Below are 16,441 nucleotides of genomic sequence, written 5' to 3'. Positions count from 1 at the left end.
CACCCTACAAGACCGATGCGCGACGAGACCTACGCGCTCTGCGCCATCATCCCAGCAAGCCGCACCAGCTCCGCCTCCAGATCGCGCTCGACGTCCGCCGCCCGGATCTCCAGCACACGATAATCCCGCGCTTCGAGCCACGCACGCCGCGACGCACGGTCGGCGGCGATGGTCTCCCCCTCGCCCGGGTTGACCAGCTCGATCGCGATCCGGTGCGGGAATGAGACGAAATCCGGGATGTGCCGCCCCACGGGGGTCTGGCGCTTGAACCTACCTGCGAAGCGGCGGTCGCGGGTCAGGGCATGCCAGAGCAGGCGCTCGGCATCGGTCGGGTTGCGGCGGAGCAGGCGGGCGAGGCCGCGCACGGTGGAGCCGCTGTCGGGCACGCCGCCGCCCTGCCCGTGCTCGGCCAAGAGCGCGCGCAGGCGCGTGGCCTGCTCGCCGTCGAGCACGCCGCCCTTGGCCGGGCCCTTGCGCCCTTCCGCGATTGCCATCACCACGCCGTGGAGCGTGTGCATGTCCTGCTTGGTCGGCTCCATCCGGCTGAAGATGTTGCGCAGGTTGACCAGCATGGTGTCGCGTTTCTCGGCGGGGCGCAGGAATTCGACCTTGTCGAGCTCGCGCACGAGGTTGTCGAAGAAGGCCTGCATCTGGTGCTGCGAGGCGCGCTCGGACCGCTCCGGCATGGCGTGCGGCAGCTCGCCGGATGTGGCTCGTTTGAACCATTCGTAGCCGACCAGCAGCACGGCCTGCGCGAGGTTGAGCGAGGCAAAGCCCGGATTGACCGGGAAGGTGATGATGCGGTTGGAGAGCCCGACCTCCTCGTTGGTCAGGCCCCAGCGCTCCCGGCCGAACAGGATACCGGCCTTGCCCCCGGTGGCGATGTGCCCCGAGATCTCGGCAACGGCGGCTTCCGGCCCGACCACTGGCTTGGCCTGGTCGTGGGCGCGGGCTGTGGCGGCGAACAAGAGGTCGAGATCGGCGACCGCCTGCTCGACCGTTTCGAACAATTCGACCTTTTCCAGAATGTGATCGGCGCCGGCGGCGGCACGCTGGGCCGCGATGTTGGGCCAGCCGTCGCGGGGATTGACGATGCGAAGCCGGCTCAGGGCAAAATTGCCCATGGCGCGCGCGGCCATGCCGATGTTCTCCCCGAGCTGCGGCTCGACCAGGATCACGATGGGACCGTCGAGAGAAAGCCCCGCCTTGCTCTTGTCAGTCCCCGACATCTCGCTTCGCTTTCACACTGTCTCTCAAGGCCTTGCAGAGGCCACTTCAGGAGTTGATTCAAGCCTGCCCACCGGGCCGGCCGCACCGCCGCCTGTCGTTTGCCTGTCCTGAGAAAATTCTCAAGGGAAATAACGGGTTGGATTCGACTTTTGAATCTCGCCTGGAACATGACCCGGGCCCGGCCGAGGGCGGGCTGCCGCTGCCCGTCTGCGGAAGCTGGATGAGCTAAAAGTGCATAATCCCTTGGCTTTCGCCCGCCGCGCGGCGGTGCTAAGAGGCGCCGGATATTCCCACCACAAGCGCCGTTCCCAAGAGGCTTCCCCGATCATGGCAAAAATCAAGGTATCCAATCCCGTCGTCGAACTCGATGGCGACGAGATGACCCGGATCATCTGGCAGTACATCAAGGACAAGCTGATCACTCCGTTCCTGGATGTCGAGCTGCTCTATTTCGACCTGGGCATGGAGCACCGCGACCACACCAACGATCAGGTCACCATCGACGCCGCCGAGGCCATCAAGAAGGTCGGCGTCGGCGTCAAGTGCGCCACCATCACCCCGGATGAAGCCCGGGTGAAGGAGTTCAACCTCAAGCAGATGTGGAAGTCGCCGAACGGCACCATCCGCAACATCCTCGGCGGCTGCATCTTCCGCGAGCCGATCATCTGCAAGAACGTGCCGCGCCTGGTTCCCGGCTGGACCAAGCCGATCATCATCGGTCGCCACGCCTATGGCGACCAGTACCGCGCCACCGATTTCAAGTTCCCCGGCAAGGGCACCCTGTCGATGAAGTTCGTCGGCGAGGACGGCACCGTGATCGAGAAGGAAGTGTTCAAGGCCCCCGATGCCGGCGTCGCGATGGGAATGTACAATCTCGACGGCTCCATCATCGACTTCGCCCGCGCCTCCTTCAATTACGGCCTGCTGCGCGGCTATCCGGTCTATCTGTCGACCAAGAACACGATCCTGAAGGTCTATGACGGCCGCTTCAAGGATATCTTCCAGGACATCTTCGACCGCGAGTTCAAGAAGGAATTCGACGCCAAGGGCCTGACCTACGAGCACCGCCTGATCGACGACATGGTGGCCTCGGCGCTGAAATGGTCCGGCGGCTATGTCTGGGCCTGTAAGAACTACGACGGCGACGTGCAGTCCGATACGGTCGCGCAGGGCTACGGCTCGCTCGGCCTGATGACTTCGGTGCTGCTCACCCCGGACGGCAAGACGGTCGAAGCCGAGGCTGCCCACGGCACGGTGACCCGCCACTACCGCGAGCACCAGAAGGGCAAGGAGACCTCGACCAACTCGATCGCGTCGATCTTCGCCTGGACGCGTGGCCTGTCGCATCGCGCCAAGCTCGACAACAATGCCGAGCTCGCCAAGTTCGCAAACACGCTCGAGAAGGTCTGCGTCGACACCGTCGAGGCCGGCTACATGACCAAGGACCTTGCGCTCCTGGTCGGCGCCGACCAGCGCTGGCTCTCGACCACCGGCTTCCTCGACAAGGTCGCCGAGAACCTGACCAAGGCGCTGGCGGCGTAAGCTGCCAACTCCACGCGTCATTGCGAGCGTAGCGAAGCAATCCAGAACCCCTCCGGGGAAACAGTCTGGATTGCTTCGTCGCATCAGCGCAAAATTGCTCTGCAATTTTGTCGCGAGCTCCTCGCAATGACGACACATGCACCCGAAGTAGCATCATGCCGTCCCTCAAGAGCCTTGCATTCGTGGCCTTCGCGCTGACCAGCACGTCCGCGCTCGCCGCCGAGCCTCTTCCGGCGGCCATCACCGCACCGGGCGAGAGCGTCGTGCTCAGCGTGCACGCCGAGGGCGCGCAGGTCTATGAGTGCAAGGCCGGCACCGACGGCAAGCTCGCCTGGACCTTCCGCGAGCCGATCGCGACGCTTCTCGCGGACGGCAAGACCATCGGCCGCCACTATGCCGGCCCGAACTGGGAGCATGCCGACGGCAGCGCGGTGGTCGGCAAGGCCATCGGCAATGCGCCCGGCGCAACGGCGAGCGATATCCCCTGGCTGAAGCTGGAAGTCACCTCACACCGCGGCAGCGGCGTGCTCACGCCCGTGACCACGGTCCAGCGCATCAACACCCGTGGCGGCAAGCTCGACGGCGCTTGCGACAGGGCTGGCGAGTTCAGGAGCGTGCCCTACTCCGCCGAGTATGATTTCCTGAAGAAGGGCTAACCCGCGGCGGACCTCGTCAGCGCGCCTTGCCCCCATCTTCCTTCTCCGCCTGCGCCAGCTCCGCCGCGGCGAGATCGCCGGTGTCGGCGAGCCTCGCTTTCGCAGTGTTGTGGACGTGGGCGGCCAGCGTCGGCATGCGCGCGATCAGCGCGTGGAAATCCTGGGCGTCGAGCACGAGCAGCCTGGTCTTGCGCGTCGCCGTCACCGTGCCGCTGCGTTTTGTTTTGTGCAAGAGCGCGATCTCGCCAAAGAAGGTGCCGTCGGCAAGCCGCACCTGCTGGCTCGGCAGCGCGATCTCGACCTCGCCGGCGGTGATGAAATACATCGAGGAGGCGACATCGCCCCGCCGCACCAGGATCTCGCCCTGCTCGATGGTGCGTGCCCTGAGCAGCCGCATGATGTCGGCGATCTCGGCGGCCGACAAATGCGAGAATAGCGGCACCCGCGCCAGCATGCCCCAGGTGACGACGAAATCGCGCCGCTTCACCTCTTCGGCAAAGGCGGTGGAGATGATCGCGACCGGCAGCGCAATCATGGCGAAGCCGCTGACGATAGCGAAGGTGGAGACAAACTTGCCGAGCGGCGTCACCGGCACGACATCGCCATAGCCGACGGTGCCGAGCGTCACGATCGCCCACCACATCGCCTGCGGGATGGTGCCGAGCTTGTCCGGCTGCACGTCGCGCTCGATGGCGTAGAGCAGCGAAGCAAAGGTCAAGACCACGCCGACCAGGATGACGATGCAGCCGATCAGCGCGCGCCGCTCGGCATGCACGGCGGCAAGCAGCGAGCGCATCGCCGGCGAATAGCGGATCAGCTTGAAGAACGGCAGTACGCCGAGGGCTGCCAGCGTCGCATGCCGGCCCGTGGCCAGCACGATCGCTGCGGGGAGGAACGCCATGAGGTCGATGATACCGAGCGCGGAGAAGGCGTAGCCGAGCCGGTCGGACAGCGCGGACGCCTTGCGCTGCGTGTGGCCGGCCACGGTCCACAGCCGCGCCGCATATTCCAGCGCGAACACGATCACGGACAGGATGGTGATGCCTGCGAACAGCGTGCCGAATTGCGCGTCCAGCTCAGGCACCGAGGCGAGGATCATCGCCGCCACGTTGATCACGATGACGCCGATGATCACCTGGATGAAGCGCGACCCGACCGAATAGGCGAGCGGATCGTGCTCCAGCAATTCGAAGAGGCGATCCCTCAAATCGGGATCGCGAAGCCCACGTCCTCGCGGAACGGGGGACATGGGGCTTTAAGCGCCTGCCATCGCTTTTTCGATCGCCGAGAGCGCCGCGGCCGCATTGGCGCCGTCAGGGCCGCCGGCCTGGGCCATGTCGGGCCGGCCGCCGCCGCCCTTGCCGCCGAGCGCTTCGGAGGCGATGCGCACCAAATTCACGGCGTTGAAGCGCGCGGTGAGATCCTGCGTGACGCCGACTACGACGCCGGCCTTGCCGTCCTCGGTGACGCCGACGATGGCGACGACGCCGGAGCCGATCTGCTTCTTGCCGTCGTCCGCAAGGCTCTTGAGATCCTTCATCTCGATGCCCTCGACGGCGCGCGCCATCAGTTTGACGCCGCCGGCTTCGCGCACGCCTGCCGCCGCGCCGTTGCTCGACGACGCACCGCCGCCCATTGCCAGCTTCTTGCGCGCGTCGGAGAGCTCGCGCTCGAGCTTCTTGCGCTCCTCCATCAGCGCCGTGATGCGCGCCGGCACGTCGTCGATGGACGTGCGCAGCTCGTTCGCCGCGGTCTTGGCCAGCGCCATGGTGTCATTGGCGTGCTTGCGCGCATAATTGCCGGTCAGCGCCTCAATGCGGCGAACGCCGGAGGCGACCGCGCTCTCGCTCGTGAGCGTGATCAGGCCGATGTCGCCGGTGCGCCTCACATGGGTGCCGCCGCAGAGCTCGACCGACCAGCCGAGCGCGTTGGCGCCGCGCTCGCGCGCGGTCCTGCCCATGGAAACGACGCGGACCTCGTCGCCATATTTCTCGCCGAACAGGGCGCGCGCGCCGGCCTCACGGGCTTCATCGACACCCATGATGCGCGTGGTGACCTCGTCGTTCTCCAGCACCACGTCGTTGGCGATGTCCTCGATGCGGGACAGCTCCTCCGCCGTGATCGGCTTCGGATGCACGAAGTCGAAGCGCAGGCGGTCGGGCGCGACCAGCGAGCCGCGCTGCGCGATGTGATCGCCGAGCACCTGACGCAGCGCCTCGTGGATGAGATGCGTCGCCGAGTGATGGGCGCGGATCGAAGAACGACGCCCATGATCGACCTCGAGCTGGAGCGCGGTGCCGAGCTTCACTTCGCCGCTCTCGACCGTGCCGATGTGGACGAAGAGATCGCCGAGCTTCTTCTGCGTGTCGGTGATGCGGACCTTGATGCCGCCCTCCCCGAGCAGCACGCCGGTATCGCCGACCTGGCCGCCGGATTCCGCGTAGAACGGCGTCTGGTTCAGCACCAGCGCACCGGTCTCGCCGGCCTTGAGGCTGTCCGCCTCCTTGCCGTCCTTGACCAGCGCCGCGACCACGCCTTCGGCGCTTTCGGTCTCGTAGCCGAGGAATTCGGTCGCACCCAGCTTCTCGCGCAGCGGGAACCAGATCGCCTCGGAAGCCGCTTCGCCCGACCCCTTCCACGACTCGCGCGCCTTGGACTTCTGGCGCTCCATTGCATCGGAGAAGGCCGACTGGTCGACGCCGATGCCGCGCGACTTCAGCGCGTCCTGCGTCAGGTCCAGCGGGAACCCGTAGGTGTCGTAGAGTGTGAAGGCGACGTCGCCATCGAACATGTCGCCCTTCTTCAGGCCCGCACTCTTTTCGTCGAGGATGGCGAGGCCGCGCGCGAGAGTTTTGCGGAAGCGGGTCTCTTCCAGCCGCAGCGTTTCCTCGATCAAATTCTCCGCGCGCATCAGCTCTGGGTAGGCCTGGCCCATCTCGCGCACCAGCGCCCAGACCAGGCGATGCATCAGCGGCTCTTTCGCGCCCAGCAGCTGCGCATGGCGCATCGCGCGGCGCATGATCCGGCGCAGCACATAGCCGCGGCCTTCGTTCGAGGGCAGCACGCCGTCGGAGACGAGGAAGGCCGAGGAGCGCAAATGGTCGGCGATGACGCGGAACGAGGCGGCGTTCTGCTCGGTCGGGCCGGCGCCGAGCGCGGAGGCCGTCGCATCGATCAGATTGCGGAACAGGTCGGTCTCGAACACGCTCTCGACGCCCTGGAGGATGCAGGCCATGCGCTCCAGGCCCATGCCGGTGTCGATCGAGGGACGCGGCAAGCCTACGCGCTCCTCCTTCGTCACCTGCTCGTACTGCATGAACACGAGATTCCAGAATTCGAGGAAACGGTCGCCATCCTCTTCCGGCGAGCCCGGAGGCCCGCCCCAGATGTGCTCGCCGCGGTCGATGAAGATCTCCGAGCACGGGCCGCATGGGCCGGTGTCGCCCATCGCCCAGAAATTGTCCGAGGTCGGAATCCGGATGATGCGGTCGTCGGAGAAGCCGCCGATCTTCTTCCACAGGCCGGCCGCCTCGTCGTCGGTGTGATAGACGGTGACGAGCAGCTTGTCCTTCTTCAGCCCGAACTCGGCAGTGATCAGCTTCCAGGCGAGCTCGATCGCGCGCTCCTTGAAATAGTCGCCGAACGAGAAGTTGCCGAGCATCTCGAAGAAGGTGAGATGGCGCGCGGTGTAGCCGACATTGTCGAGATCGTTGTGCTTGCCGCCGGCGCGCACACATTTCTGCGACGTGGTGGCGCGCTGATAGGGCCGCTTCTCGACGCCGGTGAAGACGTTCTTGAACTGCACCATGCCGGCATTGGTGAACATCAGGGTCGGGTCGTTGCGCGGCACCAGTGGCGAGGACGGCACGATCTCGTGGCCGTTCTCGGCAAAGAAGTTCAGAAAGGTCGACCTGATCTCGTTGACGCCGCTCATGTTCATCCAATCGGGTGTGCTTGGACCCGCACTTCTCGCCATAAAAACCGGACGTTAAGGCTGATATCTGCAGGCCAAAGCGCTTTTAGACAAGGCCAGCTTCGCTGTCCAGAAACTGTGCAAGCAGATCAGTGGGTTGCCGCAGGCGCGCAATCCCGTAGCAATCCCGGTTGAAAGCCGAAGCCGCCGCGTTGACAGGCTTGGCCGCCCTGTGGTCTTTACCTATCTATATCGTACGGCCACGTCGGGAGAGATCGGCTTTAGGCAGCCGGCGCCGAAGGAGCAACCGCCCCGGAAACTCTCAGGCAAAAGGACCGAGTGGCTTTGACGTCATCTGGAAAGAGGCGCCGACGGGCAATTACCTTGTAAAAAAGGGTGGCCCGGACCAGCGTCCGCCGACGGGATAATACTCTCAGGCACAGCGACAGATGGGGCTTCGACTGGTTGCTCCCGGGGAATCGTCCCCGGGGAACCGCCGAGGGCCCCTGTGATGCTTTCAACCGACAACCACGCCCCCCTCAGACGTACGCCCCTTTACGACCTTCATGTGTCGCTTGGCGGCAAGATGGTGCCGTTCGCGGGCTATGACATGCCCGTGCAATACCCCGCGGGCGTCCTGAAGGAACATCTCCATACCCGCGCCTCTGCCGGCCTGTTCGACGTCTCCCACATGGGCCAGATCGCACTTCGTCCGAAGTCCGGCAGGGTCGAGGACACCGCCCGTGCGCTGGAGCGGCTGGTGCCGCAGGATATCCTTGCGATTGCACCGGGACGGCAGCGCTACGCCCAGTTCACCAATGCGGATGGCGGCATCCTCGACGATCTGATGGTCGCCAATTTCGGCGATCACCTGTTCCTGGTCGTCAACGCCGCCTGCAAGGACGCGGACGAGGCGCATCTCCGCGCGCATCTCTCCGGCGACTGCGTCATCGATTCGCTTGCCGACCGCGCGCTGATCGCGCTCCAGGGCCCGAAGGCGGAATCGGCGTTGGCGAAATTGTGTGCAGCGGCGCCCTCCATGACATTCATGGACGCCGGCCCTCACGAGGTCGCCGGCCTGCCCTGTTTCGTCTCGCGCTCGGGCTATACCGGCGAGGACGGGTTCGAGATTTCCGTTCCCGCTGGCGATGCCGAGCGTCTCGCCAAGACGCTGCTCGAAAGCCCCGACGTGATGCCGATCGGGCTTGGCGCCCGCGACAGCCTGCGGCTCGAGGCCGGCCTCTGCCTCTACGGCCACGACATCGACACCACGACCACGCCGGTCGAGGCCGCGCTGGAATGGTCGGTGCAAAAGAGCCGCCGCACCGGCGGGATGCGCCCCGGCGGCTTCCCGGGCGCTGATGCGATCCTCGCTCATTTCGATAAAGGCGCCAACCGCCGCCGCGTCGGCCTGCGTACCGAGGGACGCGCGCCGGTGCGCGAGGGCGCGCTGCTGTTTGCGGATGCGACGGTGGGCGAGCCGATCGGAAAGGTCACATCGGGCGGCTTCGGCCCGAGCCTGAACGCGCCGGTGGCGATGGGCTACGTGCCCACGAGCCAGAGCGCGCTCGGCACCAAGCTGTTCGCCGAAGTGCGCGGCCAGCGCCTGCCCTTGCAGGTCGCCGCCATGCCCTTCGTCAAAAACACCTACAAACGCTGAGGATTCGACAATGACCACGACGCTGTACACCTCCGACCATGAATGGCTCGCCATCGAGGGCGACGTCGCCACCGTCGGGATCACCGACTACGCGCAGCAGCAGCTCGGCGACGTCGTGTTCGTCGAACTGCCCAAGCTCGGCCGCGTGCTGAAGAAGGCGGAAGCTGCCGCCGTCGTCGAATCCGTCAAGGCTGCCTCCGACGTCTATGCCCCGGTCTCGGGCGAAGTGCTCGAGATCAACCCCGCACTCGCCGCCGAGCCGGCGCTGGTGAACTCGGATGCGCAAGGCGCGGCCTGGTTCTTCAAGATCAAGATCGCCGACAAAAGCGAGCTCGGCGGCCTCATGGATGAAGCTGCGTACAAGGCCCATACGGCGTGAGATGAAGCGAACTGTAACCTCATTCTCGATGTCATCGTCCGCGAAGGCGGACGATCCAGTACGCCGCAGCTTCTCGGTTCAATTCCCGCTGCCGGTGACTACTGGATGCCCCGCCTTCGCGGGGCATGACGGCGTCAGATGATTAAAGCGAGGACCCAATGATGACCGCGCACCGCAAATCCAATGGCGACATCGCAACCAGCTTCGTTCGCCGCCACATCGGCCCCTCGGCAGGCGACGTCACCGCGATGCTCGAGGCGGTCAGCGCGAAAAGCGTCGACGCGCTGATGGCGGAGACGCTGCCGGCCTCGATCCGGCAGGCCGCCCCGCTCGATCTCGGCAAGCCGTTGAGCGAAACCGAGGCGATTGCGCATATGGCCGAGCTGGCGCGGCAGAACCAGGTCTTCACCTCGCTGATCGGCCAAGGCTATTCCGGCACGATCCTGCCCGCGGTGATCCAGCGCAACATCCTCGAAAATCCGGCCTGGTACACGGCGTATACGCCCTATCAGCCCGAGATCAGCCAAGGCCGCCTGGAAGCGCTGCTCAACTTCCAGACCATGATCTGCGATCTCACCGGTCTCGACGTCGCCAACGCTTCGCTGCTGGATGAGGCGACCGCGGCGGCCGAAGCCATGGCGCTGGCCGAGCGGCACTCGCAGGTGAAGGCAAAGGCGTTCTTCGTCGACAAAGACGTGCATCCGCAGACGCTCGCGGTGATGCGCACCCGCGCCGAGCCGCTGGGCTGGAATTTGATCGTCGGCGACCCCGTCACCGATCTCGCTAAGAGTGACGTGCTTGGTGCGCTGCTGCAATATCCGGGCTCTTCGGGCGCGGTGCGGAACTTGCGGCCCGCGATCGCGGCGCTGAAGGCCAAGGGCGCGCTGGCGATCATTGCCGCTGACCTGCTGGCACTGACGCTGCTCGCCTCGCCCGGCGAGCTGGGCGCCGACATCGCAATCGGCTCGGCGCAACGTTTTGGCGTGCCGATGGGTTATGGCGGACCGCACGCGGCCTATATGGCGGTGCGCGATGCGCTCAAGCGCTCGCTGCCCGGCCGCATTGTCGGCCTCTCCGTGGATTCGCGCGGTGCACCGGCTTATCGCCTGGCGCTGCAGACTCGCGAGCAGCACATCCGCCGCGAGAAGGCGACCTCCAACATCTGCACCGCGCAGGTGTTGCTCGCCGTGATCGCCTCGATGTATGCGGTCTATCATGGCCCCGAGGGATTGATGCAGATCGCGCGCAACGTGCACCGCCGCGCCGCGGTGCTCGCGAGCGGCCTGCGCAAGCTCGGCTTTGCGCTCCAGTCGGACAGCTTCTTCGACACGCTCAGCGTCGATGCCGGCGCCAAGCGCGTCGAGATCGTCGCGCGCGCCGCTGCCGAGAAGATCAATCTCGGCATCGGTGAAACCGCGCTTCGCATCGCGCTCGACGAGACCACGACGCCCGCGACGGTGGAAGCGGTCTGGCGCGCCTTCGGCGGCACCCTCGCCTATGCCGAGATCGACGCCGAGACGCGCGAAGCGCTGCCGGAAGACTTGAAGCGCACCACCGCGTTCCTCACCCATCCGGTGTTCCACGCGCATCGCTCGGAGACCGAGATGCTGCGCTACATGCGCAAGCTCAGTGATCGCGACCTCGCGCTCGACCGCGCCATGATTCCGCTTGGCTCCTGCACCATGAAGCTGAACGCGACCACCGAGATGATGCCGCTGACCTGGCCGGAGTTTGCGACGCTGCATCCGTTCGCTCCGCGCGAGCAGGCCGCCGGCTATCACGCGCTGTTCGCGCGGCTTGAAAAGTGGCTGTGCGACATCACCGGCTATGACGCGATCTCGCTGCAGCCGAATTCGGGCGCGCAGGGCGAATATGCCGGCCTGCTCGCAATCCGTGGCTATCACGCGTCGCGCGGACAGAGCCAGCGCAAGATCTGCCTGATCCCCTCCTCCGCCCATGGCACCAACCCGGCTTCGGCCGCGATGGTCGGCATGGACGTGGTGGTGGTCGCTTGCGAGAAGAACGGCGACGTCGATGTCAACGATCTCCGCGCCAAGGCGGAAAAGCATTCGAACGATCTCGCCGCGGTCATGATCACCTATCCCTCGACCCATGGCGTGTTCGAGGAGCACATCAGCGAGATCTGCGACATCGTGCACGGCCATGGCGGCCAAGTGTACCTCGACGGCGCCAACCTCAACGCACAGGTCGGCCTTAGCAGGCCCGGCGATTACGGCGCCGACGTCAGCCACCTCAATTTGCACAAGACCTTCTGCATTCCGCATGGCGGCGGCGGCCCCGGCATGGGCCCGATCGGCGTAAGAGCGCATCTCGCCCCGTTCCTCCCCGGCCATCCCGCAACAAAGGCGGACGCCCAGGTCGGCCCGGTCTCGGCCGCGCCGTTCGGCTCGGCCTCGATCCTCACCATCTCCTACATCTACATCTTGATGATGGGCGGTGAAGGATTGAAGCGTGCGACCGAGATCGCGATCCTCAACGCCAATTACATCGCAGCGCGCCTCGATCCGCACTTCCCGGTGCTCTACAAGAACGCCAAGGGCCGCGTCGCCCATGAGTGCATCGTCGACCCCCGTCCGCTGAAGACGACGTCGGGCGTCACGGTGGACGACATCGCAAAACGCCTGATCGATTACGGCTTCCACGCGCCGACCATGAGCTTCCCCGTACCGGGAACGCTGATGATCGAGCCGACCGAGTCGGAATCGAAGGCCGAGCTGGACCGGTTCTGCGACGCCATGATCGCGATCCGGAAAGAAATCGCCGAGGTCGAAGCTGGTCGCTTTGAGATCGCGGCCTCGCCCTTGCGCCACGCTCCGCACACCGTGCACGACATCGCGGATGATGCGTGGAATCGCGCCTATACCCGTGCCGAGGGCTGCTTCCCCGACGGCGTCTCGCGTACCGACAAATATTGGAGCCCGGTCGGGCGCGTCGACAACGTCTACGGCGATCGTAACCTCGTATGCTCCTGCCCGCCGGTGAGCGATTACGCGGAAGCGGCGGAGTAAGACGCGACGGAGGTCTCGGGTGGGCAAAGCGGCTTGTCCGCCGTAGCTCGAAGAGCGAAGGCGGAAGCGTGCCCACCACCTTGCCTTTATTGAAATATGGTGGGCACGGCGCTTGCGCACCTTTGCCCATCCTACGGCACTTACGGCGCGATCAACGAGCGGGTCTCGGCGTCCCAGCGCCAGAGCCGTTCGTTGGTCAGTTCGGTACCGCCCCACCAACGTTTGATCGTGTTGTGATGCCACACGTCGTCTTCGCGCGCGACAAGTGAACGTCCAAGTTCAGTCAGCGTGACCTTCCACTCGCTCTCGCCGCGGTAGCGGGCCTCATTGTCGAACGACGGATCGCCCAGCAGGACGGGCGGTGCCGAATGTTGCGCCAGTTCGATCAAAGCATCGCTCGCTTCGCCATCTTCGAGCACATCACGAAGCCACCTCGCCTCACAGACGCGCTTTGGCTCGGTGTGCCCGTCGTTCACAAAGTCCAGCATGTCCATTCGCTGGCTCCGAGCCCCGTCAACCTGTCCGGAAGCTCTTCAAGCATCGCAATGAGCGCCGATCGAAGTCTCGGCAGGATCATCAGATCCGTCATCAGCAGATCGAAACAGGGTTCTGGCGTCGACGCCCGATAGGCCGGCCAAGCGCGGCTTGCCGTCATCAAATGATTGTCGACCACCTTGAAGGCCGGCAGCTTCCATTTTGCGACCGATTGCGGTGCATAGTTCGCAACAATGTCATCCGTATGCACCAAGCTCAGCTTCGTCGTGATCTCCTTGTAGGGGCGAAGAAGGTCGAGCAGCCAGACGAGCACAAGCTGATCATTGGGCAGGGGATCGACCCATACTTCGATTGAGTCGAACTTCGCACACAGCTCGAAGAAACCGATATCGCGCGTGCCGAAACCTTCCAGCGAGCCGCGACAAACGTCGTCGAGCCAATGATCGCCTGGATTACGGTGCTTTTCCGATCGCCGCTCCAGCCCCATCAAAAGTTGCTCCTCGGAAGGTAATTTCCCCGAGACGAAGCGTAGACAGAATCCGAGCGCGATGTTCGCCGCACCCGATTGGCGAAGCGTGTTTGCCGCAAGATCGTTCGTGGCCAGGATCAGATGTGACACGATCGCATCTCAAATTGATACGTAATACAGGGGCACTTTTGCCGAAAGATCAAGGGGACGACCATGTCAGCACGACCGGCATACGTGAGACCAACGCCGGACGAACTGGTCAAGATCACACGCTTCATAGCCCCGGCGTCCTACTCCAAAAACGAGACACGATCGCGTCTCAAATTGATTACCCAACACTCTGAGCGATACGCATCAAACCGGCGGGACCAATAAGCGGCTTTCGCGATCCCACCGCCGGAGCCGTTCGGTGGTGACAAGCGTGCCGCCCCACCAGCGCGCGATCGGATTATGGCGGCAGAAATCCTCATCGCCTGCCAGCACCGCCTTCCCCAGATCTGTAAGCGACAAGCGGGATTGCTTGTATCGTGCGTGACGGAGAGCATCGTCATGCATGTCGAGCGAGAATGGCCCCTCGTCCAGCCCTGCTACGGCCGGCACCGGACATCGCGCGAGCCCATCAAGCAGCGCGCCCACTTCCCAGTAGTCGAATACGCGACGCTCGTTGGGCTTCTGATGGCCTGGGAAGACATCGAAGGGCTGCACGTTGCCTGGTGCGATCAACCCAAGAATCCGCATCTCAGTGGCTCCGAGACCAGTGGCAACGCTCGGAAGCTCTTCGAGCAGGTCAACGGCGCCCCGCTCAAGCTGCGGAAGCAAACTCAAATCCGTTTTGAGAAGGCCGAACCAATCCTGCGGCGTCGGCGCACGATAGGCCCGCCACGCACGAGCTGCGATTTCAAGGTGATCAGGCCTGAGCTCAACAATCGGCGGGTTCAGCTTGGCAAGCCGCTCCAGATCGACACGACCAACGGCAATGTCCAGCTGACGTATCACGAGTTTGGAAACCGCCGCTCTTTCATTGCCGCAATGGTCGAGCAGCCAGAGCAGAAGCAATTGCGCATTCGGCTCTGGCCCCATCCACAATTCGGCCGAGTCGCATTCCGACAGCAGCTCGATCAGTCCACGGTCTTTCACTCCCGACCCTTCGAGACGCCAGGACGGCGTGTTGTCCAACCAATGAAGATCGCAAGGCTGCGTCGTGCGCGGCGCAAAGAAAGCCCCCAATTCCTCCTCGGACGGCAGCGGCCCCCAGATGAGCCGGCGCTCGATCGCGATGACGAGATCGGCAAGGTCCGCGCGTAGCAGAGCGCCGGCAGCGGATGAATCTGTTGTCACGATGAGCCGCGTCATCCTCGCAGCCTCACGGTTTCGTCAAACCGAGACCGTACCGCCACAGGCGATCGCCCCTCATCACGATCAGATCGTCCGGCACAAGGCGCAGTTTGAGTTTTTGCGCCGGCCCGGAATGAGATCTGAGGTGATCGAGCAACCAAATCAGTTGCAACTGATCTTCGGGATTCGGGTCGAACCAGAGTTCGATCGCATCGTAGGGTTCACAGAACTCGATAAGGGACAAATCCTTGCGGTTTCGGATGGCACTAGGCCAGCGGATGCCCCATCGGGCCAGTGATCACCGGGTGAAAGCGTCTCCGAACGCGCCGCAAAATAGGCCGCAAGCATTTCAGGTGAAGGCAAGGGTCCCCACTGAAAGCGAAAAGAAAACGCAACGACAATTTCGGCCAATCCCGATTTGGCGAGCCCAAATCCGGACGAACTGGTCAAGATCAGACGCTTCATCGCGGACGCATCCCACCCCACCCCCAAACGAAATGGGCACCGAAGACGTCGGCAACTCAACGTCCTCAGCGCCCGCTCCTCGCGAAAACTCTACTGCTTTAAGGCTTACTCCGCCGGCTCCTCGCCGTCGGCGTCGCGCTCCGGGGTGCCGGCGAGAATCTGCTCGGCGATCAGGCCGGAGTTCTGGCGGATCGAGGTCTCGATCTTGGCGGTGATGTCGGGGTTGCCCTTCAAGAACGCCTTGGCGTTCTCGCGGCCCTGGCCGAGGCGCTGGCTGTCATAGGAGAACCAGGCGCCGGACTTCTCGACGATGCCGGCCTTGACGCCGAGATCGAGGATCTCGCCCATCTTGGAGACGCCCTCGCCATACATGATGTCGAATTCGACCTGCTTGAACGGCGGCGCCAGCTTGTTCTTCACCACCTTCACGCGCGTGGTGTTGCCGACGACTTCGTCGCGCTCCTTGATCGCGCCGATGCGGCGGATGTCGAGGCGGACGGAGGCGTAGAATTTCAGCGCGTTGCCGCCGGTCGTGGTCTCGGGCGAACCGTACATCACACCAATCTTCATGCGGATCTGGTTGATGAAGATCACCATGGTGTTGGACTTGTTGATCGAGGCCGTGAGCTTGCGCAGCGCCTGGCTCATCAGGCGGGCCTGCAGACCCGGCAGCGCATCGCCCATCTCGCCCTCGAGCTCGGCCTTCGGCACCAGCGCCGCAACCGAATCGACCACCAGCACGTCCACAGCGCCGGAGCGCACCAAGGTGTCGCAAATTTCCAACGCCTGCTCGCCGGTGTCGGGCTGCGAGATCAGCAGTTCGTCAATGTTGACGCCGAGCTTGCGGGCATAGACCGGATCGAGCGCGTGCTCGGCGTCGATGAAGGCGCAGATGCCACCCTTCTTCTGCGCTTCCGCCACCGTATGCAGCGCCAGCGTGGTCTTGCCCGACGATTCCGGCCCGTAGATCTCGACGATGCGTCCCTTGGGCAGGCCGCCGATGCCGAGCGCGATATCGAGCCCGAGCGAGCCCGAGGACACCGCCTCGATGTCCATGGAGCGGTCGCTCTTGCCGAGCTTCATCACCGATCCCTTGCCGAACTGGCGCTCGATCTGAGAGAGCGCGGCAGCCAGGGCTTTACTCTTGTCCATGGAAGATCCTTCGACGATACGCAGGGCAGTGGCGGACATTGGGTCGTGCTCCTTATGGCGAGGATTCGCTAGGGGGACAAACGATTGAGAGGACGGGCCGGCGATAAAAATAATGT

General features: G+C 64.3%; 13 protein-coding genes and 1 riboswitch. Of the genes, 5 read left to right on the top strand and 8 right to left on the bottom strand.

Annotation, left to right across the window (positions count from 1 at the left end; genetic code table 11):
- Nucleotides 1-29: 29 nt before the first annotated feature.
- Entirely contained in the window at nt 30-1,229 is a 1,200-nt protein-coding gene (locus XH85_RS18060; protein WP_128932883.1) for a TrmJ/YjtD family RNA methyltransferase, read from the bottom strand.
- A 328-nt stretch (nt 1,230-1,557) separates the two neighbouring features.
- Here XH85_RS18060 and XH85_RS18055 point away from each other — a divergent pair, with 328 nt between their 5' ends.
- Together XH85_RS18055 and XH85_RS18050 are read left to right on the top strand one after the other, a co-directional pair.
- Entirely contained in the window at nt 1,558-2,772 is a 1,215-nt protein-coding gene (locus tag XH85_RS18055) for an NADP-dependent isocitrate dehydrogenase (protein WP_128932882.1), read from the top strand.
- Nucleotides 2,773-2,927: 155 nt separating this feature from the next.
- Nucleotides 2,928-3,428: a DUF3455 domain-containing protein gene (locus XH85_RS18050; protein ID WP_128932881.1), complete on the top strand. Its 501-nt coding sequence runs from the start codon at nt 2,928-2,930 to the stop codon at nt 3,426-3,428.
- Nucleotides 3,429-3,444: 16 nt separating this feature from the next.
- On the opposite strand, the gene XH85_RS18045 is transcribed toward XH85_RS18050, so the two are convergent.
- The gene (locus XH85_RS18045; protein ID WP_128932880.1) at nt 3,445-4,677 is read right to left on the bottom strand and encodes a cyclic nucleotide-gated ion channel; all 1,233 of its coding nucleotides are present in this window, start codon (nt 4,675-4,677) and stop codon (nt 3,445-3,447) included.
- Between the two features lie 6 nt (nt 4,678-4,683).
- On the bottom strand, nt 4,684-7,362 hold the full coding sequence (gene alaS / locus XH85_RS18040; RefSeq protein ID WP_164940789.1) for an alanine--tRNA ligase: 2,679 nt from the start codon (nt 7,360-7,362) through the stop codon (nt 4,684-4,686).
- Nucleotides 7,363-7,597: 235 nt separating this feature from the next.
- A riboswitch (glycine riboswitch) is annotated at nt 7,598-7,689 on the top strand.
- A gap of 163 nt (nt 7,690-7,852) precedes the next feature.
- Here alaS and gcvT point away from each other — a divergent pair.
- From gcvT to gcvP, 3 genes are all read left to right on the top strand, one after another.
- Complete coding sequence (gcvT, locus tag XH85_RS18035) at nt 7,853-9,001, top strand: glycine cleavage system aminomethyltransferase GcvT (protein WP_164940788.1); 1,149 nt, start codon at nt 7,853-7,855, stop codon at nt 8,999-9,001.
- A gap of 10 nt (nt 9,002-9,011) precedes the next feature.
- Complete coding sequence (gene gcvH / locus XH85_RS18030) at nt 9,012-9,380, top strand: glycine cleavage system protein GcvH (RefSeq protein ID WP_091889091.1); 369 nt, start codon at nt 9,012-9,014, stop codon at nt 9,378-9,380.
- Between the two features lie 161 nt (nt 9,381-9,541).
- Entirely contained in the window at nt 9,542-12,409 is a 2,868-nt protein-coding gene (gene gcvP, locus XH85_RS18025; RefSeq protein ID WP_164940926.1) for an aminomethyl-transferring glycine dehydrogenase, read from the top strand.
- A 140-nt stretch (nt 12,410-12,549) separates the two neighbouring features.
- Here the strand turns inward: gcvP and XH85_RS46705 are convergent, their stop codons facing one another.
- From XH85_RS46705 to recA, 5 genes are all read right to left on the bottom strand, one after another.
- Complete coding sequence (locus tag XH85_RS46705; RefSeq protein WP_245474145.1) at nt 12,550-12,903, bottom strand: hypothetical protein; 354 nt, start codon at nt 12,901-12,903, stop codon at nt 12,550-12,552.
- Complete coding sequence (locus XH85_RS46700) at nt 12,882-13,394, bottom strand: hypothetical protein (protein ID WP_245474142.1); 513 nt, start codon at nt 13,392-13,394, stop codon at nt 12,882-12,884. Before XH85_RS46700 ends, XH85_RS46705 begins: the two co-directional genes overlap by 22 nt.
- Nucleotides 13,395-13,727: 333 nt before the next feature.
- Nucleotides 13,728-14,726: a hypothetical protein gene (locus XH85_RS18015; protein ID WP_128932876.1), complete on the bottom strand. Its 999-nt coding sequence runs from the start codon at nt 14,724-14,726 to the stop codon at nt 13,728-13,730.
- A gap of 10 nt (nt 14,727-14,736) precedes the next feature.
- The gene (locus tag XH85_RS45935; protein WP_208758131.1) at nt 14,737-14,952 is read right to left on the bottom strand and encodes a hypothetical protein; all 216 of its coding nucleotides are present in this window, start codon (nt 14,950-14,952) and stop codon (nt 14,737-14,739) included.
- A 326-nt stretch (nt 14,953-15,278) separates the two neighbouring features.
- Nucleotides 15,279-16,364 (bottom strand): recombinase RecA, encoded by a 1,086-nt coding sequence (gene recA / locus XH85_RS18005; protein WP_128932875.1) that lies wholly within the window; start codon nt 16,362-16,364, stop codon nt 15,279-15,281.
- Between the last annotated feature and the right edge of the window lie 77 nt (nt 16,365-16,441).

The sequence above is a fragment of the Bradyrhizobium zhanjiangense genome, assembly GCF_004114935.1.
GTDB lineage: Bacteria > Pseudomonadota > Alphaproteobacteria > Rhizobiales > Xanthobacteraceae > Bradyrhizobium > Bradyrhizobium zhanjiangense.
The sequence above is the reverse complement of the archived record's forward strand: the minus strand, read 5'-3'. Positions and strand labels throughout refer to the sequence as shown.